This is a genomic window from Mesorhizobium sophorae (assembly GCF_002270415.1).
GTDB classification, from domain to species: Bacteria; Pseudomonadota; Alphaproteobacteria; order Rhizobiales; family Rhizobiaceae; genus Mesorhizobium; species Mesorhizobium sophorae.
This window is the reverse complement of record NZ_NNRI01000022.1, coordinates 303,014-328,258: the sequence shown is the minus strand read 5'-3', so window position 1 is coordinate 328,258 and position 25,245 is coordinate 303,014. Positions and strand designations below refer to the sequence as shown.

The window sequence follows — 25,245 nt, the reverse complement described above, 5'->3', positions numbered from 1 at the left end:
AGTATTGCGGCCGCAGCCACGCATTTTGCGGTGCGCCGTCAAGCGGAGGAAAATGCTATGCGCCGGCGCGATATGTTCCGCGCGGTTCTTGCCGGAACCGGAACGTTTCTTGGCCTGCGGGTGGTGCAGGCAGCCGCCACGGAGCCTGCCAGGCAGAAGGTCGTCTATCATCTCAGCGATCTCGACAAGGTCAATTTCGTTCTCGGCAACATCAAGAACCACTATGACGGCACCGGCGGCAATGTCGACATCGTGCTGGTCGTGCATGGCCCAGCCCTTGCCGCCTTCAAGTCCAAAGGCATATCGGCCGCGATTTCCGGCCGCTTCGCCGGTCTGGTGCAGCAGGGGCTCGATCCGCATGCCTGCGCCAACACCATGCAAGGCATGGATATTTCATTGACCGACCTGCTCGACGGGTTCCACGCCGCCGACAAGGGTGGCGTCGTCAAACTCGCGGAATTGCAGGGCCAGGGCTACGTCTATCTGCGCCCATGAGGCTTGAACATCTGGGCACCAAAGGCCTACGAAGGACCGGCAGAAATCCCGGAGGACACGCGTGCCAGCCACCACCACACTCAGCATTCCCGATCTCGCCGGCAAGGCGGTACTGGTCACCGGTGCATCGACCGGTATAGGCGCGGCCCTGGCGTCGGCCTACGCCGCACAGAAATGCCGCGTAGCACTGCACTACAATTCGAGCCGCGACGCCGCCGAGGCTCTGGCCAAGACCATTGCCGACAAGGGCGGCGGGGTGTTCCTCGTCCAGGGCGATTTCTCGGTTCCCGCCGATGTCGAACGCGTCGTCGAGGACAGCGCGCAGCATTTCGGCCGCCTCGACGGGCTGGTCAACAATGCCGGCGGCATGCTCGGCCGCGTGCCCTATGCCGAGCAGACCGAGGCGCATTACGACGCGGTGATGGACCTCAATGCACGTTCCGTGCTGACCGCCTCGCGCAAGGCGATCCCGTGGCTGAAGAAACAGGGCGGCTTCATCGTCAACACCTCGTCGATCGCCGCGCGCAACGGCGCCGGCGGCGGCGCCGGCCTCTACGGTTCGGCCAAGGCCTTCGTCTCCAACGTGACGCGCGGCATGGCCAAGGAACTGATCGGCTTCGGCGTCCGCGTCAACGCAGTGGCGCCCGGCACCATTCTCACGCCATTCCACGAGCGCTATTCGACCGACGAGCAGATAAAGGGAATGGTCGCCACCATTCCACAGGGGCGCGCCGGCACCGCGCAAGACTGCGTCGGCGCCTACCTGTTCCTCTCTTCCGACCTTATGAGCGGCTACATCACCGGCCAGGTGATCGAGGTGAATGGCGGCCAGTTGATGCCTTGACCGGCTATCTGCATACTGACGATCTGCATATCTTGTCGAAAACCTCGAAGGGAGACAAAGGAATGTATGGACTGATCGGCAAGATGCGGGCATCGCGCGGCCAGCGCGACGCGGTCATGGAGGTCCTGCGCGCCAGTACCAGCACCGGTGCCCTGCCGGGTTGCCTGAGCTACATCATTGCCCGCGACCCCGCGGATGCCGATGCGATCTGGGTCACCGAAGTGTGGACCGACGCCGAAAGTCACAAGGCCTCGCTGCAGCTTCCGGAAGTCCAGGCGGCGATCGCCAAGGCGCGGCCGTTCATCGCCGGCTTTGAATTCCAGGTCGAAACGCACCCTGTCGGCGGCTTTGGCCTGGTCGACGGCAAAAAAGCCTAAGCTCACGCGAGGCATCCTTTTTCGGCGCAGCGGGGTTCGCATCGCCCCGCTTCAAGTCTAAGACCAAGACATGGATTCCCCGGACCGGCCCGTTGTCGAGCGCATGGCGCGGATGCCTAAGGCCTGGCAATGGCTGGCGATCCTGACCGTCTCCGCCCTGTTTGCCGGCGCGCTGGAGCTCGCTGCCCTACCAGCCGCCCTGCTGATCGGACCAATGCTGGCGGCCATTGTCGCCGGCACCAATGGCGCAACGGTGCGCGTGCCGCGTCTTATGTTCGGCGCCGCCCAGGCGATTGTCGGCTGCCTCGTCGCCGGTTCGATCTCGGCCGACATCTTTCCGGTCTTCTATCGGGAATGGCCGCTGTTTCTCGGCGTCGTGGTGGCCACCGTCACGGCCTCCAGCCTGCTCGGTTGGCTGATCAGCCGCTGGCGCATCCTGCCCGGTACCACCGCCGTCTGGGGCTCCTCGCCAGGTGCCGCCACCGCCATGGTGCTGATGGCCGGTGCCTTCGGCGCGGACCAGCGGCTCGTCGCCTTCATGCAATATCTGCGCGTCATCTTCGTCTCGATGACGGCGGCTCTCGTTGCAAAGATGTGGGTCGACACGTCGGGGGTCGAAATCCCACCCATCATCTGGTTTCCGCCGATCGATCCGCAAGCCTTCGCTGCCACCATCGGCATCGCGCTTGTCGGCGGCCTGGCGGGAAAGCTTTGCCGGCTGCCTTCGCCCTTCTTTCTCGGCACCTTCATCGTTGGCACCGTCATCCATCTTGGCCTTGGCGTGGAGATGCAATTGCCGCAATGGCTGCTGGCGGTCAGCTATGCGATGGTCGGCTGGTCGATCGGCCTGAACTTCACCCGGCCGATCCTGCGCCATGCGACGCGTGCCTTGCCGCAGATCATCGCCTCGATCGTGGCGTTGATCGCATTTTGCGGCGGCCTTGCCTTCATGATCAGCCATCTCCTGGGCATCGACCCTTTGACCGCCTACCTGGCGACCAGCCCAGGCGGCATGGACAGCATCGCCATCATTGCCGCCGCCGCGCAGAACGTCGACATCTCCTTCGTCATGGCGCTGCAATCGGCGCGCTTCCTGATCGTGCTGCTGGTCGGCCCGAGCGTGGCGCGGCTGGTGGCGAGAAGCGTCAGGGGGTAGCCAACGTTCTGAAATCACAACCAGGTTGCGATTTCACAGCCAGGAAGCCCGTCAGCGGTGCTGCCGCGCAACGGCCCACCGACGTTTCCCGGCCGGCATCACCCGAATGCGCCCTAATCCAGCCTGTGCATCAGGTCCTCATCCAGCCAGCGGCCGAAGAAATAGACCAGTTGCTTGTGCCACCACGGCCAGTCATGGCTGACATCGCCGCCCCAATAGTCGACCCAGGCGGGAATGGACCTGTCGCGCAGGATCTGTTCCAGCTTGCGCGTCTCGACCAGCATCCGTTCCTCCCAGGCGCCCTGTCCGCAGCAGAAGATCAGCCTGAGCGCCTTCAGGCGGGCAAGCAGTTTAGGGTCGACGATGCCGGGCAGATAGTCGAGCGGCGAGTTGTAGAAGATGTCGCCTTCAAGCGCCTTGCCGAAGAAGTCGCGGGCCGAATAGACGCCCGACAGCGAGATGACGCCGCTGGCGAGTTCGGGAAAGCGGAAGACGAAGTTCGACGAATGATAGCCGCCCATCGAACAGCCTGTGAACAGCGGCTTCAACTTGCGCCCGCCATTGGCCTGCGCGGCCGTGGACAGGAATTCCGGCAGCGCCTCCTCGCGCACATAGCGGAAATAGGCCTCGTGCCGGCCGATGCGGTGTGCGGCGTCGGCATGCTTGTCGAAGAAGGATTCCGAATCGATGCCGTCGACCGTGAACAGCTGGATGCGGCCGGTGTCGATAAACTCGGCCAGTGCCCCTACCCCGCCGGAATCCTCGAACTGGTAGAACCGCCCTTGCGAGGTCGGGAACACCACCACCGGCCGGCCGGCATGGCCGTAGCGCTTGTATTCCATGTCGCGGCCGAGATTGCGGGCGAAAGTCTTGTGATAGGAAACGTCCATCGCCTCACGCCTTTTCCGCGTGGATGTAGGCGACCGCTTCGCGCAGCGCCGCTTCGTCCTTCGAGCGCATCTGGTAGGCGTAATTTCCCATGGCGCGGCTGAAAACCTCTTCGATGGCCTGATGGTGGACGATCTTGTCGCGATGGGCGGCTAGCACGTCCTCATGGCTGTGCAAATAGCTGAGGCGCCGCTTGCGGCTGGCATAGGCGGTGAAATACTTGCCCTCATAGGGGCCGCCGGCGGCATCTTTCACCACCATGTCGGCCCACGCCGCGTAGACGTCGATGTCGAAGGTGTAGTTGATCGCATCGGTCATCCAGGCGCCAGGCGGACGCATATTGACCTCCAGCGCGATGACGCGGTCGTCCTTGGTCTCGAACAGCTCGATGTGGAAGAAGCGCTCGCGCACGTCGAACGCCTTCAGGATCTTGCGGCCGGCCTCCTCGACCGCAGGGCTGATCCGCGGAAAACAGGTGTAGCTCATGTGGCGGTCCTTGTTGACCACTTCCATGACGCTCTGGTCGTAGCGGTGGCTGGCGGCCAGCACCACCTCGCTATCGCGGTTGACCAGCCCGTCGAAGGTCACCACCAGCCCCTCGATGAACTGCTCCATGACGAAGGTCACATCCTCGGGCTTGTCCCTGAAGAACTGGTCGAGCTCGCCAGTGTTGGAAATCTTGAAGGTGTTCGAGGCGCCAGAGCCGCTGTCGGGCTTGACCACCACCGGATAGCCGACGCGGCGAATAAAGGTCATGGCGCCGGTCCTGTCGGAGCATTTGCGTTGCGCGATGGTGTCGACGCCGCTCTTGCGGAAGAAGGCGCGCATGCGGCTCTTGCGCTTCAAATTCTTCACGAAATCGAGCTTGGTGCCGTAGATGTTGAAGTCGGTGCGGATGTTGGCTTCCAACTCCAACCAGTGTTCGTTGAGCGATTCAAAACGGTCGATACGGCCCCACTTGTGGATGAAATGCCCCATAGCCCGGAACACCGGATCGTAGTCCTCCATGTCGGCAACGCGGTAATATTCGCTGAGCGCCGCCTTCAGCTTGCCGTCGAGCGCCTCATAGGGTGCGTCGCCGATACCCAGCACCCTGGCCCCGGCCTTCTTCAACCGGTCGCAGAAATCCGCGCCATTGACGGGAAAGTGCGGCGAGAAGAACACGAAATTCATGGATGACCCCCCTGCCGATAGTGACCCCGACAAGGCCAAGTCTGGCGCATTTGCAGCGCGTGGGGAAGAGCGCACATGTTAGGGATGATTTCCAACAGAAGCTCGGCCCGCCATGCGGCCCCACTTGCCTCCCACAAGCCGCTCCTGTATGAGAACCGCCATGAACACGCGCGCCACCAACGCTTCCCGTCCGACCGGTTTTTCCGGCGAGACCGTGCGTGCACTGGCTTCGACCCTGCTTCTTCTCGGCCTTATCGGCGATCGCCGGGTTCGCTGAAGGAGCGCCCGGCGGTCGAACCGCCGCGCAAGCGCATGCTCCTTGGCCAGTCACAAAATTGGCACGTCACATCAAGCGAACGAAATTCTGGTAAAGGCGCCGCTCGCCATCAATCCATCTGAGGGTGGATCCGTGAGCCGCCGGGAGAAACGACGATGAACGCACGAGAAGAAATCCGCCCCGATGCCGCGGTAGCCGGCAAGGATGCGGCAAAGGGCACGCCCGAGGCAGCCCGGGGCATGCCGGACGCGGCGCGCAAATATCAACCCTACCCCACGGTAGGCCTCACCGACCGCACCTGGCCCTCGAAAGTCATCGACAAGGCGCCGATCTGGTGCTCGGTCGACCTGCGCGACGGCAACCAGGCGCTGATCGATCCGATGGGCCATGAGCGCAAGGCGCGCATGTTCGGCCTGCTGCTCGACATGGGCTTCAAGGAGATCGAGATCGGCTTCCCGTCGGCTTCGCAGACCGACTTCGACTTCGCCCGCTGGTGCATCGAGGAAGGCAACGTACCCGCCGATGTCTCGCTGCAGGTGCTGGTGCAGTGCCGGCCGGAACTGATCACCCGCACCTTCGAGGCGCTCAAGGGCGCCACCAACCCGATCGTCCATTTCTACAACTCGACAAGCGAGTTGCAGCGTCGCGTCGTCTTCGAAAAGGACGTCGGCGGCATCAAGCGCATCGCCACCGACGCCGCCAAGATGATCACCGACATGGCGGCCAAGGCCGGCGGCGGCTACCGCTTCGAATATTCGCCGGAGAGCTTTACCGGCACCGAACTCGAAGTGGCGCTGGAGATCTGCAACGCCGTCACCGAGATCGTCAGGCCGACACCCGACAACAAGCTGATCATCAACCTGCCGTCGACGGTCGAGATGTCGACTCCCAACATCTACGCTGACCGCATCGAATGGATGTGCCGCAACCTCGACAACCGCGAGAACCTGCTGGTCTCGCTGCATCCCCACAATGACCGCGGCACCGGCATCGCCACCACCGAGCTCGGCCTGATGGCCGGCGCCGACCGCGTCGAAGGCACGCTGTTCGGCAATGGCGAGCGCACCGGCAATGTCGACATCGTCACGCTGGCGCTCAACATGTACACGCAAGGTGTCGATCCGGGGATCGACTGCTCCGACATCAACCGGATGAAGGATGTCTACGAATATTCGAACCAGTTGAAGATCCCCGAGCGCCATCCCTATGTCGGCGAGCTCGTCTACACTGCCTTTTCCGGCTCGCACCAGGATGCCATCAACAAGGGCATGAAGGCGCTGAAGAAGGCCAACACGAGCCTGTGGGAAGTGCCCTATCTGCCGATCGATCCGGCCGATGTCGGCCGCAGCTACGAAGCGATCATCCGTATCAACTCGCAGTCTGGCAAAGGCGGCATCGCCTATGTGCTGCAGGCCGACCACGGCCTCAACCTGCCACGCAATTTGCAGATCGAGTTCAGCCAGGAAATCCAGGCGATCACCGATGCCGAGGGCAAGGAAGTGCCGGTCAGGCGCATCTACGAGCGCTTTCTGGAGACCTATGTCGACCAGCCGCGCGCGCGGCTGAAATTCCTCGACCACCACACCTATCCCAGCACCGAGACCAAGGGCCGGCGCGTCGTCGAGGCGGTCATCGTCGACAACGGCAAGGAGGTGACGATTACCGGCACCGGCACCGGTCCGATCGACGGCTTCGTCGATGCACTCTCGCGTCACCTCGGCATCGAGATGTCGGTGCTCGATTATTCCGAGCACTCGATGCAGCGCGGCTCGAACGCCTCGGCCATTTCCTATGTCGAGATGGAACATCCTGATGGCAAGCTGTTCGGCGCCGGCATCAACACCAACATCGTCGCCGCCTCGCTGGAAGCGGTGATGTCGGCGGCGAACCGCATCGTCGTCAAAAAGGCCGGTTGACGCACGACCAGAACGAAGATCGGAACCCTCCCCATTCGGTGATCGGTTCCGATCCTTCGTATCATTAACCACCGAAGAATTATCCGGTGGGGTACGTGATCGCATAATGGGTGAATACTTGTGTGGCGGTGCGGGAACTATATGATCGCGCCTCAACCTGTGCCGACTTCGAGAGGATCGACACTTGCAGCATGCCACGCCTGCCGCCCCCGCAGTGCGCGAGACACTGGAGCGACTTCTTGCCAGCCAGACGTTCGGGCGATCCGAACGCGCGCGCAAGTTGCTCCGCTACCTTGTCGAACGCGAACAAGCCGGCGAAGCCGACAGGCTCAAGGGCTTCTCCATCGCCATGGATGTTTTCGGCAAGGACGGCGATTTCGATCCGGCCACCGACGCCGTGGTGCGGGTTCAGGCGGGCAGGCTGCGCGAGCTTCTGCAGCATTATTTTGCCAATGAAGGCGTTGCCGAGCCGGTCCGCATAGCCATTCCGCGTGGCGGCTATGTTCCCGCCTATGAATTGAACGCGATCCGGCTGCCGGCTGAGGCTGTTCCCGAACTCAGGCTGGATGGCGCCACGTCCGCCGATCGGGCCAACGACGCCAGCACGGGCATGCCGGATGCGGTGTCGCCGGCTCTCGCGAAGCCCACCCCCTCGGTGGTGCGCCAACTCCGCTTCTTCTGGATGGCGATCGCCCTGGTCATCGCCATGCTGGGCCTGCTGATCCTTCGTCAGGGCAGCAGCGCCTTGCTGACCGGTGGCGGCGACATGTCGGCGACCCTCGAGACCGCCGGCGCAACCAGCAGCATCGCGCCGTCGGCAACGGCCGACGCCCTGCCGCTCGTCTATATCGACCTCAAGGCCGAAGGCGCCGATGCCAGCCGCGTCGCCGCCTCGCTGCGCGCCGGCCTGAGCGGCTTCGATACGATCGACTTCATCGGTCGCGACACGCCCACCGATCGGGCCGACGACGCCACCAGTTTCATATTCGACATGCTGCCCGGACCGAACGCGGGCGATATCACGATCGAACTGCAAAGTATGGCGTCCGGACGGGTGCTTCTGTCGCGCAATCTGACCCCTGCCGACAGCGCACCGACCGTGGTCGAAGACCGTATCGCCGACATGCTGAGTTCGGCGCTTCCCGCCTCGGGCACGATCTACAACTATATCGAGCAGACCGGCGCACCAAACGGCCTGACACAATGCCTGCTGCTCAACGACAAATATTATCTCGACCAGAACGCCAGAACCCATGAAGCTGCCTATCGCTGCCTCGAAAAATTGGCCAATGGCGGAACAAAGTCCTCGCTGGTCTATTCGGAACTGGCGTCTCTGCAACTCGAGGCGGTCTCCGATCACTACGCCTATCCGCCCAATGCGACGATTGAAAAGGCCGTGGAGTTTGCCCATCGCGGCGTGCAGATGGGGCCGACCAGCCCTTATGCGCATCGCTCCTACGGCTATGTCAGTTCGCGTCTCGGCAATACGGACGAAGCGATCCGCTGGATGCGCAAGGCCTATGAACTCAATCCCTACGATCTCGGCATGGCTGCCGCCTACGGCTACGGGCTGATCTTCGCCGGTCGATACGCGGAGGGAACGCCGATCCTGGCGCATGCGGCGGAGACCTTCAGCGGCCACTCGACATGGTGGGACTACGGGCTGTTCGTCGGCGAATTCATGCTCGGCAACACGAACAAGGCGGTCGCGGCCAGCATGGCACTGAGAACGACGGCAACGAAATCGCACTATCTTGCGGCGCGGTTGATCGGTGCGAAGGCTGCCGGACAGGACCATCTGGTCAGCACGCTGCTGGGGCAACTGAACACCCAGTTCCCTAAATTTGCCGCCGATCCGCGCGCGACCTTCGTCGAGCGGAAATATCCGGCCGACCTGACCGACCGCCTGGTCCAGGCTCTGCGCGCCGCAGGGCTCGGTAACGCAAGCTGACACAATCGACATCCACAGATTAGGCACGCCGGGACTGTCCGCAACCGGGCAAATCGCGAAGATTTTACTGGTCATCACGCTAGACTGGGAGCAATTCAGCCACAGTTGGTGTCGCGCATCCTGCAGTAACAAAAAAATCAGCTTTCATGACCGCATCGCTTTTTGTCGCCCAACAGGGTGTTGGCTCGAAGGCCATCGTCCTGCTGCATGGTTTCGGCGGCTGCCACGATGTCTGGCGCGATGTGATTTCTTCCCTGGCGCCTGCCACGCGCACGCTGGCCTATGATCTGCCGGGGCATGGGCTGTCGCTCGATTTTCCCGGAGCCGGTCCGGCCAAGGTGGCGGCTAGGGCCGTGCTCGCCGATCTCTCGGAACGCAGGCTGAAGCGTGTTCATCTCGTGGGCCACTCGATGGGCGGTGCGGTGGCAATGCTGATGGCGCTGGCCGAGCCTGGAAAAGTCGCCTCGCTGACGCTTCTGGCGCCGGGCGGCCTTGGCCCCGAGATCAATGGACCGTTGTTGCGCCGCTATGGCGGCGCTGCGGACCGGTCCGAGATCCGCGCCTGCCTTGCCGCCATGTCCGGCCCCCACAGCCCGCCCCAGAAGCGTATCATGGACTTGCTTTGCCGAATGCGCGGACGTCCAGGCCAAGTGCCGAAGCTGGTCGAGATCGCCACCGCCATGACCATGGACGATCGGCAGGGCGTCATCCCGCACGATCGTCTCGACGGATTGAACATGCCGGTGATGGTGGCGTGGGGAACCGACGACGCAGTGTTGCCCTTTACCCAGGCGGATGATCTGCCTGCGCATTTTCATGTCCACCATGTGCTGGAGGTCGGCCATATGCTGGCCGAAGAAGCACCCGACCTCGTCGCCGAGATCATTCGCCGCAACACCAACCGGCGCGCCAGGCCGCAGCGCCAGAAATTCGCCGCTGCTGCCAGTTGACCTTTTTCGCGCACAACCGCCTGCTGAACGCGCCTCGATCCGGTTGCTCTCGCCAGTGCATTTTACCGGCGGCTGTGTTAACCCCGTGTTAACCAAACCCGCGAGGCGAGCGCCGATGAAGGAAGCAGGCGAGAAGACCACCGATCAGTCGAGGAAACTGTCGGATGCCGTCCGTGATGTGAAGAATGCCTTCGCCGACCGCGACGACGTCGTCGTCGACATGCGCGAAGCCCATCGCATGCGCCTCGATCTGCTTGCTGCCGAACTGGCGCCGGTTTTTGCCGATGTTCCCGTCGACATGGATAATTTCGACTTTGTCGTCTCGTCCGGCTTGCAGCCACGCCTGTGGATCGATGCCGTCAGCCATGTCGCCATGGGGCGCGATCGCCGCACCTATCGCTTTCTCAGGGACACCCGCATCGGCCGGGTGGTGCTTGCCGAATCGACCGACATGAAGCCCGTTGCTGATCAGGTGACGCGCTATGTTGCCGAGCGGATCGTCGAGCGCCAGAAGATGATGGAAGGCGGGGTCGAGCCGGCCTTCGCCGGCTTGACACGCGCCGATGTGTCGGAAGCCGAACCGCCACTGCGCTCGAAGACGCGCAGCAAGGCCTGGTCGGCGTTTCTGTCCGGCCTTGGCCTGGTCGCCGCCGGCGCTCTGGTCGGACTTGTGGTGTCGGTCATCCTGTTGTGGGACCGCATCGTGGCCATGGTTCTCAACGTGCGGCCATAGCCGCACCGGCCTCCGCGCCAAGCTCCAGCGTCTGCAGATCGGATGGCGGTGTGGACGGCCCGGTCAGGCCGCGCCGTGTCAGCCGGATCCGCCAATTGCCCTTTTCGCCATCAATGTCGAACAGGTTGTACTGCGCCGCCGGGTGCTTGCCGCCCGGCGCCTGGCCGGCGGCGGCGACGCCGACCACCGGAACCTTGGCGCCCCGGTTGCCGATGAAGAACAGCGACGGCAGATGCGAATGGCCGTGCAGGACAAGTTCGGCGCCATGGCGGCGAATGATCTTGTGGAAGCGGGCAATGCCGAACAGCCGCTTGTGCTGCGAGACGGCGCCGCGCACCGGCGGATGATGGATCATGATCGCGCGGAACAGCCCTTGCCCGGCCGTGGCGTCGAGCAGCTTCCCAAGCCGTTTCGCCTGACCCTCCATGAAGAAGCCATTGGCCATGAACGGCGCCGTGGCACGCGCTGTCGAGATGCCGATCAGCGCGACATCGCCGCGCACGCGCAGATAGGGGAATGCGTTGCGGTCGACCGGCGTGTTGACACCGTCGCCACTCATCCAGGCCGCCCAGGACCGGCAGACCTTGTCGAAGGCGCCGGGCACATAGGCATCGTGGTTTCCAGGAACGACCGAGACATCCTGCGGCGATCCCAGCGTCTCCAGCCAGTGCCTGGCCATCTCGATCTCGCCGTCGAGCGCCAGATTGACCAGGTCACCGGTGACGGCGAGGTGGTCAGGCGTGTTCGCCTTGATGTCGGCGACGATCGCGTCGATGACCGCATCATGCATGTGGCGGCGGCGGTTGCGCTGCCAGTTGACGTAGCCGAGCACGCGCTTGGAGGCGAGATCGCGATAGGATACATCGGGGAGCGGCCCCAGATGGACATCGGAAATATGCGCGAGCCTGAACATCCATCCTTCATATGCGACGCGCCCGCCGCTTTCCACCACGGTTTCGCACCTGATGGAGACTGAGCCGGAGAAGACCTTCCGTCAGACCGGTTGGGCGGGCCTCCGGGCCCGGTTGTTCCATCTCTATTTCGTGCTGCGGCGGCCGATGACGCTCGGCGTGCGCGGTCTGGTCCACGACACGGCATCCAATTCCATCTTCCTCATTCGCCACACCTATGTGCCGGGCTGGCAGCTTCCCGGCGGCGGCGTCGAAATTGGCGAGACGCTTGGTGAGGCACTGGCGCGCGAACTGGCCGAGGAAGGCAACATCACACTGACTTCATCGCCGGCGCTGAGGTCGATGCATTTCAACCGTCGCGCCAGTCGGCGCGATCATGTCGGTTTCTATCTGATCGACCATTTCAGCCAAACGGCGCCGAAGCTGCCGGACCACGAGATCGCCGAGTCCGGCTTCTTTCCCCTGGACCGTTTGCCGGAAGGCACGACACCAGCCACGCTACGGCGGATCGCCGAGGTTTTTGGCGGCGAGCAGCCATCGCCCTACTGGTAGATCACGCCGCCTTCTTGAACCGTCCCCGGTCATGCCGCGCGTCATAGTCCAGTTCCGGCCCTACCGGCACGATCCGTGTCGGGTTGATCGTCTCGTGGCTGCCGTAATAATGCGCCTTGATGTGATTGAGGTTCACGGTCCCGGCGACGCCCGGCACCTGATAGAGGTCGCGCAGATAGTTGGACAGGTTCGGGTAGTCGGCGATGCGGCGCAGATTGCATTTGAAATGGCCGACATAGACCGGGTCGAAGCGCACCAGCGTGGTGAACAGCCGCCAGTCAGCTTCGGTGATGTGATCGCCCACCAGATAACGCTGCCTTGAGAGGCGGTCTTCCAACGTGTCGAGCGCCGCGAACAGCTCGCCGAACGCTTCCTCATAGGCGCCTTGCGTGGTGGCGAAGCCGGCGCGATAGACGCCGTTGTTGACGGCCGGATAGACCAGCGCGTTGATCGCATCGATCTCGCCGCGCAGTGCCTTGGGGTAGAAATCGAGGCTGGCATCGCCCCATTCGTCGAAGGCCGAATTCAGCATCCGGATGATCTCGGAGGATTCGTTGGAGACGATGGTCTGCTCCTTCTTGTCCCATAGCACCGGCACCGTCACGCGGCCGGAATAGGCAGGATCGGCCTTGGTGTAGATCTGGTGCAGGAAGTCGAGGCCGTAGAGCGTGTCGCCGGTCGCACCATCCTGCGCCACGAACGTCCAGCCATCGGCGCCCATGAAATGATGCACCACCGACACCGAAATGATGCCTTCCAGCTTCTTAAGCGCGCGAAAGATCAGCGTCCGGTGCGCCCACGGGCAAGCGAGCGAGACATAGAGATGATAGCGGCCGGGCTCCGCTTTGAAGCTGCGGCTGCGGCCCGCGGGCGGCGTCCCGTCGCGGCTGATCCAGTCGCGCCACTGCGAATGCGTCCGCACGAACTTGCCTCCGCTGTCCTTGGTGTCATACCAGCGGTCCTGCCATTTGCCTTCGACCAGCAATCCCATCGCATGTCCTTTCCTGCTTGCTTCCCATGTAGGGCACGAAGCCACGCCGTGGAATCACCTGGTGCTGAACAGACCGTCAAGCGGTCGGGTGGACCATCAAGCCGCCGATTGCAGCGGCCGGAAATTGATGCTAGCGGACAATCCGCATGTTCGACTTTGCTTTGATCCGGTTTGACCGACGACGAAAGGGCGCCCGCGCTTGATGAAGCGCTGACTGGCGAATGCTGCCGTTTGCAGCAAACCTTTCCTCCCTATCGGAACGCAAAGACCATGAGCCTTGCCGACGTGAAATACCTGCCGGAAACACCGGCGCATGACCTCCAGATCGAAGCGATCAACGACGAAGCCTTCGGGCCCGGCCGTTTCGTGCTGGCCGCCTACAAGATCCGCGAGGCCGGCGGGCACGAACGCTCGCTGTCGTTCGTCGCCGTCGACGGAGACCTCGTCGTCGCCTCGGTGCGCATGACCCGCATCGCCGCCGGTGCCGGCCGCGCATTGATGCTCGGACCGCTTGCGGTGCGGCCAGCCTTCAAGAACCTCGGCATCGGCCGCCGGCTGGTGGCGATCGCGCTTGAGGCGGCCGCCAAGGCCGGCGCGCCCGCCGTGATGCTGGTTGGTGACGAGCCCTACTACGGACCGCTCGGTTTCAAGCGCATTCCGCGCGGCCAGATCTCGATGCCGCGGCCCGTCGATCTCGACCGGCTGCTGTCGCATGAGATCGCGCCGGGCGCGGTCGCCAGGCTTTCGGGCGAGGTCTGCCACGCCGATCAGGCCAGGGTTGGCGACCATATAGCAGCGATGGCTTGACCTTCCCCGCCGATCTGGCGCCTGATCCGTCCCACTGTCCCTGAGATTAAAAGGATGTCGGCATGAACCCGAATGGCCAGATCGCGATCATTACCGGCGGCGGCTCCGGTCTTGGCGAGGCAACGGCGCGCGCGTTGGCCGCCAAGGGCGCCCGCGTCGCCATCTTCGATGTCGGTATCGATCGCGCGGCGAAGGTCGCGGCCGAGATCGGCGGTATTGCCGTCCAGTGCGACGTCAGCAACGCCGATAGTGGGACTGCCGCTCTTGCCGAGGTCGCGGCCAAGCTTGGCGAGCCGCGTATCCTGGTCAATTGCGCCGGCATCGCCATCGGCGTGAAGACGATCGGCAAGGATGGCCCGCATCCGCTCGATCAATACCGCAAGGTGATCGAGGTCAATCTGATCGGCACGTTCAACATGATCCGCCTCGTCGCCGACCGTGCCGCGAAGCTCGATCCGCTGCAAGGCGGCGAGCGTGGCGTCATCGTCAACACCGCCTCGGTCGCCGCCTATGACGGCCAGATCGGCCAGGCCGCCTATGCAGCCTCCAAGGGCGGCGTCGTCGGCATGACACTGCCGGTGGCGCGCGATCTCGCCCGTTCCGGCATCCGCGTCTGCACCATCGCGCCCGGCATCTTCAAGACGCCGATGATGGCCGGCATGCCGCAGGACGTGCAGGATTCGCTGGGCGCCGCCGTGCCCTTCCCGTCCCGTTTGGGCGAGCCATCCGAATATGCGGCGCTTGCCCTGCACATCATCGAGAACCAGATGTTGAATGGCGAGACCATTCGTCTCGACGGCGCCATTCGCATGGCGCCGAAATAGCCGGTCATGGGCGCCGGTCTGTCAGCCGGGAAGACCGGTCCGCTCGCCGGACTGAAGGTGATCGAGATGGCCGGGCTTGGTCCCGTGCCGCTGGCCGGCCTGATGCTGTCGGAGATGGGCGCCGAAGTTCTGCGCGTCGAACGGGCGGGGGCGAGCCGGCCTCTCCCGTCGATGTCGGATGAATACAACATCGACCGTCACGGCCGCGCCATCCTGCGCATCGACCTGAAACGCCGGGAAGGCGCCGATCTGATGCTGCGCCTTGCCGAAAAGGTGGACATGTTGCTCGAAGGGTTTCGCCCCGGTGTCATGGAGCGGCTGGCGCTCGGCCCGGAAGCGGTGCTGGCGCGCAATCCGGCGCTGATCTACGGCCGCATGAGCGGCTTCGGCCAGGACGGGCCGCTCGCAGGCCGCGCCGGCCACGACATCACCTACCTTGCCTACTCGGGCCTGCTGCACGCAGTTGGCCACGCCGGCGGCCGTCCCGTCCCGCCGCTCAACCTCGTCGCCGACTATGCTGGCGGCGCCATGATGCTGGTCGCCGGCGTGCTGGCCGCCCTTTTCCAACGTTCGCGCACGGGCAAGGGCGAGGTCATCGACGCCGCGATGGTCGAAGGCGCCTCGATGCTGGCGGCACCCCTGCATGCGCTCATGGCGGCCGGCTTGTGGAGCGACAGGCGTGGTGCGAACCTGCTCGATTCCGGCGCCCCCTTCTACGACACCTATGAGACATCAGACGGACGCCATGTCGCCATCGGCTGCCTCGAGCCGCAATTCTTCGCCGATTTCGCCAGTCTGCTGCCGCTCGACGAGCGCTTTGTACGCGGCCAGTACGACAAGGCACTGTGGCCACCGATGCGCGCGGCGATTGCCGTCCGGGTCCGGCAGAAATCGCGTGACGACTGGGATCGGCTGTTTGCCGAAACCGATGCCTGCGTTGCCCCCGTCCTGTCGCTGCAGGAGGCGAAGCATCACCCACACAATCGGGCGCGCAATGCCTTTGTAGCGGCGGGTGGATTTGAGCGCCCGGCCCCGGCGCCGCGTTTCTCCGGCTCGCGGCCGACAGTTGCGACCAAGCCCGCCGACAACGATCTCGTCCCGTCGACAGTGCTTGAACGTATCGGGTTTTCGAAAAACGAGATTGACGACCTTGTCAAATGCGGTTTGTTTGACAGATAAGCGGAGAAGTAAGATCAACTTATTGTGGTGATGCCTTTGGACGAACCGAAGAAGGACGTGATCCGCGAGACGGATGCCGAGGCGATCCGACTGGCCAAGACACTTCTGCGCAGCGCCCGCTTTGGTGCGCTGGCGGTGATCGAACCACAGACAGGTTCGCCGCTGGCCAGCAGGGTCGGCGTGGCCACCGACATCGACGGCGCGCCGCTGATCCTGGTGTCGTTGCTCTCGGCGCACACCGGCGCGCTGCTTGCCGATGCGCGCTGTTCCCTGTTGCTTGGCGAACCCGGCAAGGGCGACCCGCTGGCGCACCCGCGCCTGTCACTGGTGTGCCAGGCGAAACGGCTTGAGCGCGGATCGAGTGAGCACGCCGGCAGCGAGCGCCGTTATCTCAACCGCAATCCCAAGGCGAAACTCTATGCCGGTCTCGGCGACTTTTCGATCTTCCGCCTCGAGCCGCAACGCGCCAGCCTCAACGGCGGCTTCGGCAAGGCCTATCAGCTCGATCGACCGGATCTGCTCAGCAGCGGAGCGATCGTCGAGGAACTGGCGGCGAGCGAACAATCCGCCATCGACCATATGAACGCCGATCATGTCGACGCGATTGCCGTTTATGCACAGCATTTCGCGAAAGTGTCCGCCAACGGCTGGATTATTGCCGGATTCGACGCCGATGGCATGGATCTGGTGTCGGGTGACGATGTTTGCCGGGTTTTCTTCCCGCAACCTTTGCCGGCGGCACGCGAATTGCGCCCGGTTCTGGTCGAAATGGCCAGAACCGGGCGGGCCGCTGCCGACGCCGAGACTGGACTTAATGACATTAGATAAAAAGCAACACTTGAGATTTGAAGGAAATGCTCTACCTTTTGTCAGTGACGCTGAATCGCAGCGGCCATACGCAACTGAGTTTATGGAATCAGATGCCATTGCCCCCATGGCGTCAGGATGATCAAAAAGCATGGGGGATCGATGGTCTCGTCTAAGCTAATCGCCAATGCCGGATCGGCAGCCGAATTTCTCATGCTGATGGGCAATGAGAAACGGCTGTTGATCATGAGCCATCTGATCGACGGTGAAATGTCGGTCGGCTCCATCGCCGAGAAGGTGATGCTCAGTCAATCCGCCCTATCGCAGCATCTGGCCAAGTTGCGGGCGCTCGACCTCGTCGACACCCGTCGCGACCGGCAGATGATCTACTATTCCTGCAAATCGGATGCCGTGCGCGAACTGCTCGGCATGCTGGACGGCATTTTCGGCAGCGGCAAGGAGGACCTCTCCCAGATGGCGCACCGTTTGCGCCGTGCCGGAACCTGACCTGTCCTGTAGCCACTTACCTCGCGACGCTTTCAGGGCGATGTGCGTTCATCCGGCGCACAGAGGTAGCTGATCGTCCTGAATTATCGCATCGTGCTTCCTGGCCAACGATGGGCGCCGGCAATCCCGTGCGGATTTTCGGGCCGCTGCGGTGACCGCGAGGAATGCATGGATCCCATTCGCATCGTCGACCCGCAAGACCCGCGCGTTGCCGCCTATCTCGATATCCGCGAGCGAGACCTCGCCGGCCGGCAAGGCCGCTTCGTCGCCGAAGGCAAGGTGGTGCTCGACCTGCTGCTCTCGTCTGGGCGTTTTGGCACCGAATCGGTGCTGGTCCTGGAAAACCGGCTGGCCGGCCTCGAAGGCATCCTGAACAAGGCGCCGGCGGACCTGCCGGTCTATGTTGCCACCAGTGCGGTGATGGATGCAATCGCCGGGTTTCATATGCATCGCGGCATCCTGGCCATCGGTCGCAAGGGGACACCGCAATCCGCCGAGGCCTTGCTCGATGCCTTGCCGGCCCAGGCGCTGATCGTGGTGCTTGTCGGCATCGCCAACCACGACAATATGGGTTCGATCCTTCGCAACGCCGCCGCCTTTGGCGCCGATGCGGTGCTCATGGACGCGACATGCTGCGATCCGCTCTACCGCAAGGCGATCCGGGTTTCCGTCGGTGCCGCGCTCAAAATTCCCTTCGCGTCGTTCACCGACGCCGCCGGCTTCACGGCAACGCTTGACCGCCGCGGTTATGGCCAGTTTGCGCTGTCGCCGGGCGGGCACACCGACATTCGCGATGCGCGGCGGAGCGAGCGCCTTGCGCTCTATCTCGGCACCGAGGGCGAAGGGCTGCCCGAAAGCCTGCTCGCGCGCTTGCAAACGGTGCGGATCACCATGTCGAAGGGTTTCGACAGCCTGAACGTCGCAGCGGCGTCAGCCATCGCGCTGCATCATTTCTCGGCAAACAGGAACTGATTTCAGCTTGCTGCGTCCGCTTCCTGCAGCGCCCGCACGCGATCTGCAAGACTGCGCTCACCGTTGCCGGAGCGTGCATCCGACGGTACTGTCAATGCCTTGGCGATCGGCGAATCAGGTCCCTCGAGCTTGGCCGTCAGATGGACGACCTCCGCTGCCAGTTCGTTCATCTGCTCGCGCAAGGCGGAGCTGCCATCCGCGGGATTGGACACGACCAACGCGGTGAGATCCGCCTTCAGCTGCTTGTTCTCGCGCGCCAGCACCGTCAGCCTCGCCTCGAGCCGCTCACGGTCGCTGTCGAGCTTGGCGATAGCCTTGTCGACGTCATCGCTCTTGGCGACATCGCAGCCCCTGCCGACCAGGCGCAGAGCCGGCGTGCTATCCTCGGCTTTCGACTTTTCTCGCAGCCGCGCCAGTTCCTTTTCGCGGCGGTCGAGCTTGTCCTCGCGATCAGCAAGAGTGGCCAGCAGCCGTTCGACCTTCTTGTCGAGGTCGGCGGTTTTTTTCTTCTCGGCTTTCACGGCATCGCGTGCAGCCTTGCTTTCGGCCGCGATCTCCTGGCCGCGCCTGTCCGCCTCCTTGCGCTGGCCGCGCAGCAACGCAATGTCGCTCGCAAGTTTCTGCATCTCGGATTCGCGCGCCACGAGTTCGATCTGTCGGCTGCTGGAGGAGAAGCTGGCGTCGTCATACATGCTCTCCAGCTTTTCAAGCTCGAGCCCGCGCTTCTCCAGCTTGCGTTCAGTTTCCTTGAGCCGGTCCGACAGACGGTGCAACTCGTCCTCGCGCTGCCGCAGCATTTCGCTCGTGGCCCCCAGTTCGCTCAGTACCTGGTTCTTCTCCATGCGCTCGATCGCCAGGCCCTTCATCGCCTCGTGGCCGCGACTGATCTCGACGAGCTGTTCGGCCACCTTCTCGCGCAACGCCTTGACGCTGATTTCGAGGCGGCGCGTCGACATGGCGTACTCGGCGCGAACGCGATCCTTGTCGGCCAGGATCTCGGTTTGCGTCAGAGGTATCGAGGCTTCGATGCGCTTGCGCGTCAGGGCGACGGCGCGGCGCCATATGGCCGGAGCAATCATAAGCGCCAGGAAGCCGGCGCAGAGAAAGCCGAGGACGAAGAACAGGACCGATTGGACCAAGTGACTACCCGTTGTGGACGGCAACCGCTAATGCTGGACTGTGCCACGTTGACATGGCGGAAATCCAGCGTTGCGGCAAGGCTTTGCCGCAACGAAACGGGATTAGCTCAGAACGGATTCCACGTGGCGCGTTCGGTGAGCTTCAGATAGCCGAGATTGACGCCGAGCCGGGCACCGACGCCGGTGCGGATCGGCACCAAAAGCACATTGTTGTTCTTCAGCACGTTGAAGCCAACGCCGGCCACCACATAGGCCGAACCGGCGACGCCGCCATAACGGTTGTAGAGGTTGCTCACATCGTCGAGATTGTAGACCAGCATCATCACCCGCGACCCCTCGCCGCCGAAATCCCAGCCGAGCGACGGGCCTTGCCAGAACACTTTGTGATCGCCGGCATTCTTGGTGTAGAGCGTGCCTTCGCCATAGGTCAGGCCGCCGATCAGCGCGCCCGAGCCCTCTTCGCCCAGCAGATAGCCGTTGGGCAGTCCGTAGGAAGCAAAAATCTTCTCGATAACCGTGGCCAGCCCGCCCGACGTCGCGCCGAAGAACTTGTGCCCGGAATCGACAATCTCCTGAGCGGTGTATTCCTGGGCCCGCAGGGCCGAAGTCGAGAAGACGAGAACGCCCATGAGCGCCATCGCCATTGAGATGACACGGAGAAAGCTCCGGCCTTGGACGACACGGACAAAAGTCCGGTCCGGGATGACACGGAAAAAAGTCCGGTCGCAGAATCGGGAAAACATGCTTCCAATCTCCGTCAGGGAGCACTTTCGCCGACGCCTCACACCCCGTACGGCTCTTTTAGCCGGCCGTTAAGGGTAACTGTTACGGGCAAACTATGCCGTAATCCTTTTTCAACCATTAAGCTCCCACATGAACATGGCGGTTCAAAGGCTGTTTGGGACGCTCAGGTGGGTCGGCAGCCTGTGTGAACACGCCATTTGCCACCACAATTTCGGATTTGTTGCCGCACGCACGGGCGCTGTGTATTCAGGATGCCCGAGGAGAGTGCGTGATTCGTGTGGGCAGGCGACGAATCGATCGCTCGGCCATGAGTTATGAAATTTTGCAGGGATTTTCGCCGATGGCCGATCTGTTTGCCCTTTCCGCACCCGATCTGGCGGCACTTTTGTGCAGCCGGGTGTGCCACGACATCATCTCGCCGGTCGGCGCGATCAACAACGGGCTCGAACTGCTCGACGAAGGCGGCGCCGACGAGGACGCCATGAAGCTGATCCGCCAGAGCGCCCGCAACGCTTCTGCCCGCCTGCAGTTCGCCCGCATCGCTTTCGGCGCCGCCGGGTCGGCCGGCATGTTGATCGATACCGGCGATGCCGAAGCCGTCGCCATCGCCTTCCTCAAGAACGAGAAGCCGGAACTGAGCTGGAACGGGACCCGCGCGCTGCTGCCCAAGAACAAGGTCAAGCTGCTGCTCAACCTGCTCCTCGTCGCCAACGCCGCCATTCCGCGCGGCGGCAAGCTTTCCGTGACGCTGGAAAACCTCGAAACCGAGCCGCGTTTCGCGCTTGCGGCGAGCGGCCCGATGCTGCGCGTGCCGCCGAAATTCCTCGAACTGCATTCCGGCCACAAGCCGGAGGAACCGATCGACGCGCATTCCGTGCAGCCCTATTACACGCTGCTCCTGGCGCGCGAAGCCAACATGACGATCTCGATCCACGCGACGCCGGAAGAAATCGTGCTTTCAGCCGCCTGAAGCCCACGCCAATCCCTAAAGAAGCCAAGTATTTCGATCCGCAATACCTGCGACGGCGCTTCGATCGAGGTGAGATGAGCTTTACCGGTCTGGTCGAGCCGAAGCATTGCGAAGAACAGCCCACAAACGGCATCTTTGCAAAAATTTTACCTAAACGCTTTTCGGCTTCTTTACCAGATCGGCCTATGGTGCCTTTCAGATGCCCCGACGCCACCGGATTGCCAACAGGCAAGAGGACCCGGAAATGAAACGCTGCATGTTCGTCGACGATTCAAGCGTCATCAGGAAGGTTGCAAAACGCATCCTGGGCGGCTCCGACATGGTTGTCATCGAGGCTGCCAGCGGACTTGACGCGCTGGAGATGTGCGCGGCCGACATGCCCGACATCATCGTCGTCGACGGCGCCTTGCCGGACGTGGCGGCGGTCGATCTCATCCGCCGCGTGCGCGCCATGGAGAGCCCGATAAGGCCGCAGATCCTGATTTCACTGGTCGAGCTCGATATCGCTTCGATCATGCGGGCCAAGCGCGCCGGCGCCCAGGGCTATCTCCTGAAGCCGTTCAACCGTCCGCAACTGCTCGAGCGCTTTCGCACCTTGAAGATCGCCGCCTGATTCGGACCGCGGGGGGCAATCTTCCAGGAAGAATGTGTGACGGTTTTCCGTCCAAAATTGCGTCAAAACAAATAGTTATCAGCCCATCACGTAACCGGGGCAAAACCGGTGGCGTTTGAGCGGGTCGATCTGCTGTTGGGGTTCACTGAGCGGCGACGAGAACGGGAAGCGGTAGGATCTTGCTGCCAGGGATGCCGAGGCGATCGCCGAGATAATCCCAGAAGCTGACACCGAGCTTGTTGCAGGTCTTCATCATGCTGAGCATGGTGTCGCGGGCAGCACGGCCCTGGTCACTGTGGGTTCCGCCGCTGATCTTGCGGCGGGTCACCACGCTGCGGATATCGTTCTCCGAGCCGTTGGTGTGGAGCGGAATGTCCGGGCGTCGGAGGATCCTCAGGAAGCTTTGGCGGTCGGTCCGGATGCGCGCGAGCAGACGGTCGAGGGTCACGAACCTGGTCTTCATGCCGACGATCCGGTCGAACCGCCGGGCCAGTTCCCTGGCTCTTCGGGGCGTGGGATCCAGACACCACGCCTTGATGTCGTTGTAGAGCCACCAGATCCGGCTCTGGATCAGGGCCTTGGCGCGGCGCTGCGGGTCGGTGAAGCTATCGAGGGCATGGATCTGCCGCTCCATGTGGACCCAGCACCGCGCGTGCTCGCCGATTGCGAACTGGCCCGCCCCATCACTGAGGATGACGGTGCCGTCGAGGGCCTTTGCCTCGGTCAGACCGCCCCACAACGCGCCTTCACTGGCGATGCGGAACGGGTCCAGAGGGCCATCCTTGGGCTCCAGGCCATGGGCGAGCAGATGGGCGTCCCATGACGCCGCGTCCTCGAACCCGGACGGCTCGCGCCCGGCATGCAGAAGATCCGTCGTGATCACCGGCAGCCCGCGCTCCAGCATGTAGGCGCGTGAGGCGGCGTTCAGGACCCACCGGGCCGACCCGCCGTGCAGGAGCCGCAGGAAGTTCAGCCGGCTCTTCGACTGGGTGGTCGTGAACACGGCGAACCGGTCATTGCCGATTTGCGTGCACACGCCATTGACCGCGCCATGGCGGGCCCCGGTGTCGTCGACGCTGACCCAACCGGCCGAAGCGAGCCCGGCCGTCAGAACCTGCTTCGCTTCGGCGACAAAGGCGTCGATCTTGCTGGTCAGGATCCGCACGACCTGGCGCTTGGAGATCGACACGCCGAAGTCGCGCAGCAACGCGACGATCCGCTCCACGGTCGATTGACCCTGGTGATAAAGCGACAGCACCAGACGCCGAAGCTCCAAACCGAAGTGCCCGTCGACCCCGTCCGGCAGCGGAGCGACGACGATCCGGCCATCCGGCAAACGCCAGCGGTCCCGATGATAGCGGACCACCCGCACCCCAATCGTCAGATCCTGCACCACGAAGCTTGTCCGCCCCACAAACTGCGAGCCCGGTGGCGGCTCATAACAAAGACGGCGCTCTTCGGTGACGACCGCCCGGCTCGAGCCACGTCGCTTCGGACCCGTTGCCGCAGGTGAATTCCGCTTGGACGACTGCTCCATCCCGCTCGGCTTCAGCGTCGGGCGCGGCGGTAGACCTTTCAGACGCCGGATCTCATCCTTCAGAGCCGCATTCTCGGCGCGAAGCCCGGCGACCTCTGCCCGCAACTGCAGGATCATGTCGAGCAGGTCCGCAGGGGTCAGCGTTCGAGAATCTGGTGGCTCCGCCATGGCCCGATGGAATCACGCCGCCCGCCAAACCGCCACCCACCCCAACCCGATACACCCGAGTCATAACGCCGCGTCCGCCACCGGTTTTGCCCCGGTTACCCCATCACGAAAAAACCCGGCCGGAGCCGGGTTTTTTGTCGAAGAAAAGTTCGGACGCTGCTCGCTGCTCAGGCGCTGACGCGGATGTCTTCCGGTTCGCGCAGCACATAGCCACGACCCCAGACCGTTTCGATGTAGTTCTGGCCGCCGGATGCCGCGTCGAGCTTCTTGCGCAGCTTGCAGATGAAGACGTCGATGATCTTCAGCTCGGGCTCGTCCATGCCGCCATAGAGATGGTTGAGGAACATTTCCTTGGTCAGTGTGGTGCCCTTGCGCAGCGAGAGCAGCTCCAGCATCTGATATTCCTTGCCGGTGAGGTGCACGCGCTGGCCGCCGACTTCAACGGTCTTGGCGTCGAGGTTGACCACCAGGTCGCCGGTAGTGATGACCGACTGGGCATGGCCCTTTGAGCGCCGCACGATGGCATGAATGCGGGCGACCAGCTCATCCTTGTGGAACGGCTTGGTCATGTAGTCGTCGGCGCCGAAGCCGAGGCCGCGTACCTTGTCCTCGATGCCGGCCATGCCGGAGAGGATGAGGATCGGCGTTTTCACCTTGGACAGGCGAAGCGTTCTCAAGACTTCATAGCCCGACATGTCAGGCAGGTTGAGATCGAGAAGGATGATATCGTAGTCGTAGAGCTTGCCTAGATCGACACCCTCTTCACCGAGATCGGTCGTGTAGACATTGAAACTTTCCGATTTCAGCATCAGTTCGATGCTTTGTGCGGTTGCACTGTCATCTTCTATCAGCAGAACACGCATTTCATTCCCCTTTTCTGCTGCCGGACCATTTCACGACCCGTCCGGACCCGGAGCAGTGGTTGCCTTGTGCAGAGGCTGCCATCAAATGGTTAACAAAACCTAATTTCCCGTCCACTACGGTACCAGATTTTTTAACCTCTTTCTACACCCTCTTGAATCTAATAACGAATCCCAGAACCAAATTCCTAATGCAACACATTAACAACCTGGACTAAGCGACTCCAGAGACTCATTGACGCGGCTCCCGCATCGGCGGCCGGAATTTTTACCCGGCCTTAAGTCCTGAGCCGTATGATTAACAATGCCCGTAAACGAATGGTTACCGCCGGCAAAAAACTTTAGGGTTTTGTTTCCTATAGTTCGGGGAAAGCCGGTGGACACGGGCAAGGCCTGGGCCTTTCCAGGCGGTTTGGACGATATGTGCGGGTGTGCGTTTCCGGGAGTACCGAATCATGAAGTCACGTGAAAACCTCGTTCGGCTGAAGCAGTTTCAGGTGAATGAGAAGCGGCGGCAGCTGCTGCAGCTCGACATGATGATCGCCGAGTTCGAACGCATGGCCGTCGAACTGGAGCTTCAGATCACCGCCGAAGAAAAGAAAGCCGGCATCACCGACATCAACCATTTTGCCTATCCGACCTTTGCCAAGGCGGCGCGTTTACGTCGCGACAACCTTAGAAATTCGCAAAGCGACCTCGCCCACCAGCGAAGCACTGCCGAATCATTACTCGGCGAAGCTGAAGCGGAGCTTTCCAAGGCTGAGATGCTCGAATCACGCGACACCAAGATTCGCGAGGCCGAGGTCGGCGGCCGCAGCGCCATGATCGGCTGAAGTCCGGCCTGTCCGCGACGTCGGCGCTTGCCGGCGAGCGCAAAATCCCGCTTCCGGCCTTTGCCGGACGG

Annotated in this window: 26 protein-coding genes; 18 read left to right on the top strand and 8 right to left on the bottom strand. The window is 62.8% G+C overall.

What is annotated here, in order from left to right; translation table 11 throughout:
• Positions 1-57: 57 nt before the first annotated feature.
• The 4 genes from CGZ66_RS32620 to CGZ66_RS32605 all read left to right on the top strand — a co-directional run bounded on the left by CGZ66_RS32620 (position 58) and on the right by CGZ66_RS32605 (position 2,872).
• Positions 58-495: a DsrE family protein gene (locus tag CGZ66_RS32620; protein WP_095090800.1), complete on the top strand. Its 438-nt coding sequence runs from the start codon at positions 58-60 to the stop codon at positions 493-495.
• 61 nt (positions 496-556) lie between these two features.
• The gene (locus CGZ66_RS32615; RefSeq protein ID WP_095090799.1) at positions 557-1,339 is read left to right on the top strand and encodes an SDR family NAD(P)-dependent oxidoreductase; all 783 of its coding nucleotides are present in this window, start codon (positions 557-559) and stop codon (positions 1,337-1,339) included.
• 62 nt (positions 1,340-1,401) lie between these two features.
• Entirely contained in the window at positions 1,402-1,716 is a 315-nt protein-coding gene (locus tag CGZ66_RS32610) for a putative quinol monooxygenase (protein ID WP_095091691.1), read from the top strand.
• Between the two features lie 70 nt (positions 1,717-1,786).
• Positions 1,787-2,872 carry an AbrB family transcriptional regulator gene (locus CGZ66_RS32605; RefSeq protein ID WP_095090798.1) on the top strand — a complete coding sequence of 362 codons (1,086 nt, stop codon included), beginning with the start codon at positions 1,787-1,789 and terminating at the stop codon, positions 2,870-2,872.
• A gap of 113 nt (positions 2,873-2,985) precedes the next feature.
• Here CGZ66_RS32605 and CGZ66_RS32600 read toward each other — a convergent pair whose 3' ends face one another.
• Both CGZ66_RS32600 and CGZ66_RS32595 read right to left on the bottom strand, forming a co-directional pair.
• On the bottom strand, positions 2,986-3,762 hold the full coding sequence (locus CGZ66_RS32600; protein WP_095090797.1) for an esterase family protein: 777 nt from the start codon (positions 3,760-3,762) through the stop codon (positions 2,986-2,988).
• 4 nt (positions 3,763-3,766) lie between these two features.
• Entirely contained in the window at positions 3,767-4,933 is a 1,167-nt protein-coding gene (locus CGZ66_RS32595) for an ATP-grasp domain-containing protein (RefSeq protein ID WP_095090796.1), read from the bottom strand.
• A gap of 432 nt (positions 4,934-5,365) precedes the next feature.
• Here CGZ66_RS32595 and leuA point away from each other — a divergent pair, with 432 nt between their 5' ends.
• The 4 genes from leuA to CGZ66_RS32570 all read left to right on the top strand — a co-directional run bounded on the left by leuA (position 5,366) and on the right by CGZ66_RS32570 (position 10,760).
• Positions 5,366-7,126 carry a 2-isopropylmalate synthase gene (gene leuA, locus CGZ66_RS32585; RefSeq protein ID WP_095090795.1) on the top strand — a complete coding sequence of 587 codons (1,761 nt, stop codon included), beginning with the start codon at positions 5,366-5,368 and terminating at the stop codon, positions 7,124-7,126.
• Between the two features lie 184 nt (positions 7,127-7,310).
• Positions 7,311-9,077, top strand: coding sequence for a tetratricopeptide repeat protein (locus CGZ66_RS32580; RefSeq protein ID WP_095090794.1), 1,767 nt, complete (start codon positions 7,311-7,313; stop codon positions 9,075-9,077).
• 146 nt (positions 9,078-9,223) lie between these two features.
• On the top strand, positions 9,224-10,027 hold the full coding sequence (locus CGZ66_RS32575) for an alpha/beta fold hydrolase (protein ID WP_095090793.1): 804 nt from the start codon (positions 9,224-9,226) through the stop codon (positions 10,025-10,027).
• A gap of 115 nt (positions 10,028-10,142) precedes the next feature.
• Positions 10,143-10,760, top strand: a complete 618-nt coding sequence (locus CGZ66_RS32570; protein ID WP_095090792.1) for a hypothetical protein — start codon at positions 10,143-10,145, stop codon at positions 10,758-10,760.
• On the opposite strand, the gene CGZ66_RS32565 is transcribed toward CGZ66_RS32570, so the two are convergent.
• Complete coding sequence (locus CGZ66_RS32565) at positions 10,744-11,673, bottom strand: metallophosphoesterase family protein (RefSeq protein ID WP_095091690.1); 930 nt, start codon at positions 11,671-11,673, stop codon at positions 10,744-10,746. The genes CGZ66_RS32570 and CGZ66_RS32565 overlap by 17 nt on opposite strands.
• Before the next feature lie 52 nt (positions 11,674-11,725).
• Here CGZ66_RS32565 and CGZ66_RS32560 point away from each other — a divergent pair, with 52 nt between their 5' ends.
• A complete protein-coding gene (locus CGZ66_RS32560; RefSeq protein ID WP_095090791.1) occupies positions 11,726-12,223 on the top strand; it encodes an NUDIX domain-containing protein in 498 nt (165 codons plus the stop codon).
• A gap of 1 nt (position 12,224) precedes the next feature.
• Here the strand turns inward: CGZ66_RS32560 and CGZ66_RS32555 are convergent, their stop codons facing one another.
• Entirely contained in the window at positions 12,225-13,214 is a 990-nt protein-coding gene (locus CGZ66_RS32555; RefSeq protein WP_095090790.1) for a glutathione S-transferase family protein, read from the bottom strand.
• A 270-nt stretch (positions 13,215-13,484) separates the two neighbouring features.
• Between CGZ66_RS32555 and CGZ66_RS32550 the strand changes: the two genes are divergently transcribed.
• The 6 genes from CGZ66_RS32550 to CGZ66_RS32525 all read left to right on the top strand — a co-directional run bounded on the left by CGZ66_RS32550 (position 13,485) and on the right by CGZ66_RS32525 (position 18,310).
• Complete coding sequence (locus CGZ66_RS32550; protein ID WP_095091689.1) at positions 13,485-14,021, top strand: GNAT family N-acetyltransferase; 537 nt, start codon at positions 13,485-13,487, stop codon at positions 14,019-14,021.
• A 62-nt stretch (positions 14,022-14,083) separates the two neighbouring features.
• Positions 14,084-14,845 carry a 3-hydroxyacyl-CoA dehydrogenase gene (locus CGZ66_RS32545; protein ID WP_095090789.1) on the top strand — a complete coding sequence of 254 codons (762 nt, stop codon included), beginning with the start codon at positions 14,084-14,086 and terminating at the stop codon, positions 14,843-14,845.
• Between the two features lie 6 nt (positions 14,846-14,851).
• Positions 14,852-16,024, top strand: coding sequence for a CaiB/BaiF CoA transferase family protein (locus CGZ66_RS32540; protein WP_095090788.1), 1,173 nt, complete (start codon positions 14,852-14,854; stop codon positions 16,022-16,024).
• Positions 16,025-16,054: 30 nt separating this feature from the next.
• Positions 16,055-16,852, top strand: a complete 798-nt coding sequence (locus CGZ66_RS32535) for a HugZ family pyridoxamine 5'-phosphate oxidase (RefSeq protein ID WP_167392342.1) — start codon at positions 16,055-16,057, stop codon at positions 16,850-16,852.
• 141 nt (positions 16,853-16,993) lie between these two features.
• Entirely contained in the window at positions 16,994-17,338 is a 345-nt protein-coding gene (locus tag CGZ66_RS32530; protein ID WP_095091687.1) for an ArsR/SmtB family transcription factor, read from the top strand.
• 168 nt (positions 17,339-17,506) lie between these two features.
• On the top strand, positions 17,507-18,310 hold the full coding sequence (locus CGZ66_RS32525) for a TrmH family RNA methyltransferase (protein WP_095090787.1): 804 nt from the start codon (positions 17,507-17,509) through the stop codon (positions 18,308-18,310).
• 2 nt (positions 18,311-18,312) lie between these two features.
• On the opposite strand, the gene CGZ66_RS32520 is transcribed toward CGZ66_RS32525, so the two are convergent.
• The gene (locus CGZ66_RS32520) at positions 18,313-19,449 is read right to left on the bottom strand and encodes a coiled-coil domain-containing protein (protein WP_095090786.1); all 1,137 of its coding nucleotides are present in this window, start codon (positions 19,447-19,449) and stop codon (positions 18,313-18,315) included.
• 107 nt (positions 19,450-19,556) lie between these two features.
• The gene (locus CGZ66_RS32515) at positions 19,557-20,192 is read right to left on the bottom strand and encodes a DUF1134 domain-containing protein (protein ID WP_425352333.1); all 636 of its coding nucleotides are present in this window, start codon (positions 20,190-20,192) and stop codon (positions 19,557-19,559) included.
• 341 nt (positions 20,193-20,533) lie between these two features.
• On the opposite strand from CGZ66_RS32515, the gene chpT reads away from it, so the two are divergent.
• Both chpT and CGZ66_RS32505 read left to right on the top strand, forming a co-directional pair.
• Positions 20,534-21,163 (top strand): histidine phosphotransferase ChpT, encoded by a 630-nt coding sequence (gene chpT / locus CGZ66_RS32510; protein WP_095091686.1) that lies wholly within the window; start codon positions 20,534-20,536, stop codon positions 21,161-21,163.
• A 244-nt stretch (positions 21,164-21,407) separates the two neighbouring features.
• On the top strand, positions 21,408-21,776 hold the full coding sequence (locus CGZ66_RS32505) for a response regulator (protein ID WP_095090784.1): 369 nt from the start codon (positions 21,408-21,410) through the stop codon (positions 21,774-21,776).
• A gap of 142 nt (positions 21,777-21,918) precedes the next feature.
• On the opposite strand, the gene CGZ66_RS32500 is transcribed toward CGZ66_RS32505, so the two are convergent.
• Entirely contained in the window at positions 21,919-23,430 is a 1,512-nt protein-coding gene (locus CGZ66_RS32500; RefSeq protein ID WP_206073779.1) for an IS66 family transposase, read from the bottom strand.
• A gap of 218 nt (positions 23,431-23,648) precedes the next feature.
• Positions 23,649-24,344, bottom strand: coding sequence for a response regulator transcription factor CtrA (ctrA, locus tag CGZ66_RS32495; protein ID WP_006203583.1), 696 nt, complete (start codon positions 24,342-24,344; stop codon positions 23,649-23,651).
• A 452-nt stretch (positions 24,345-24,796) separates the two neighbouring features.
• Between ctrA and CGZ66_RS32490 the strand changes: the two genes are divergently transcribed.
• Complete coding sequence (locus CGZ66_RS32490) at positions 24,797-25,174, top strand: flagellar export protein FliJ (RefSeq protein WP_095090783.1); 378 nt, start codon at positions 24,797-24,799, stop codon at positions 25,172-25,174.
• Positions 25,175-25,245 lie beyond the last annotated feature (71 nt).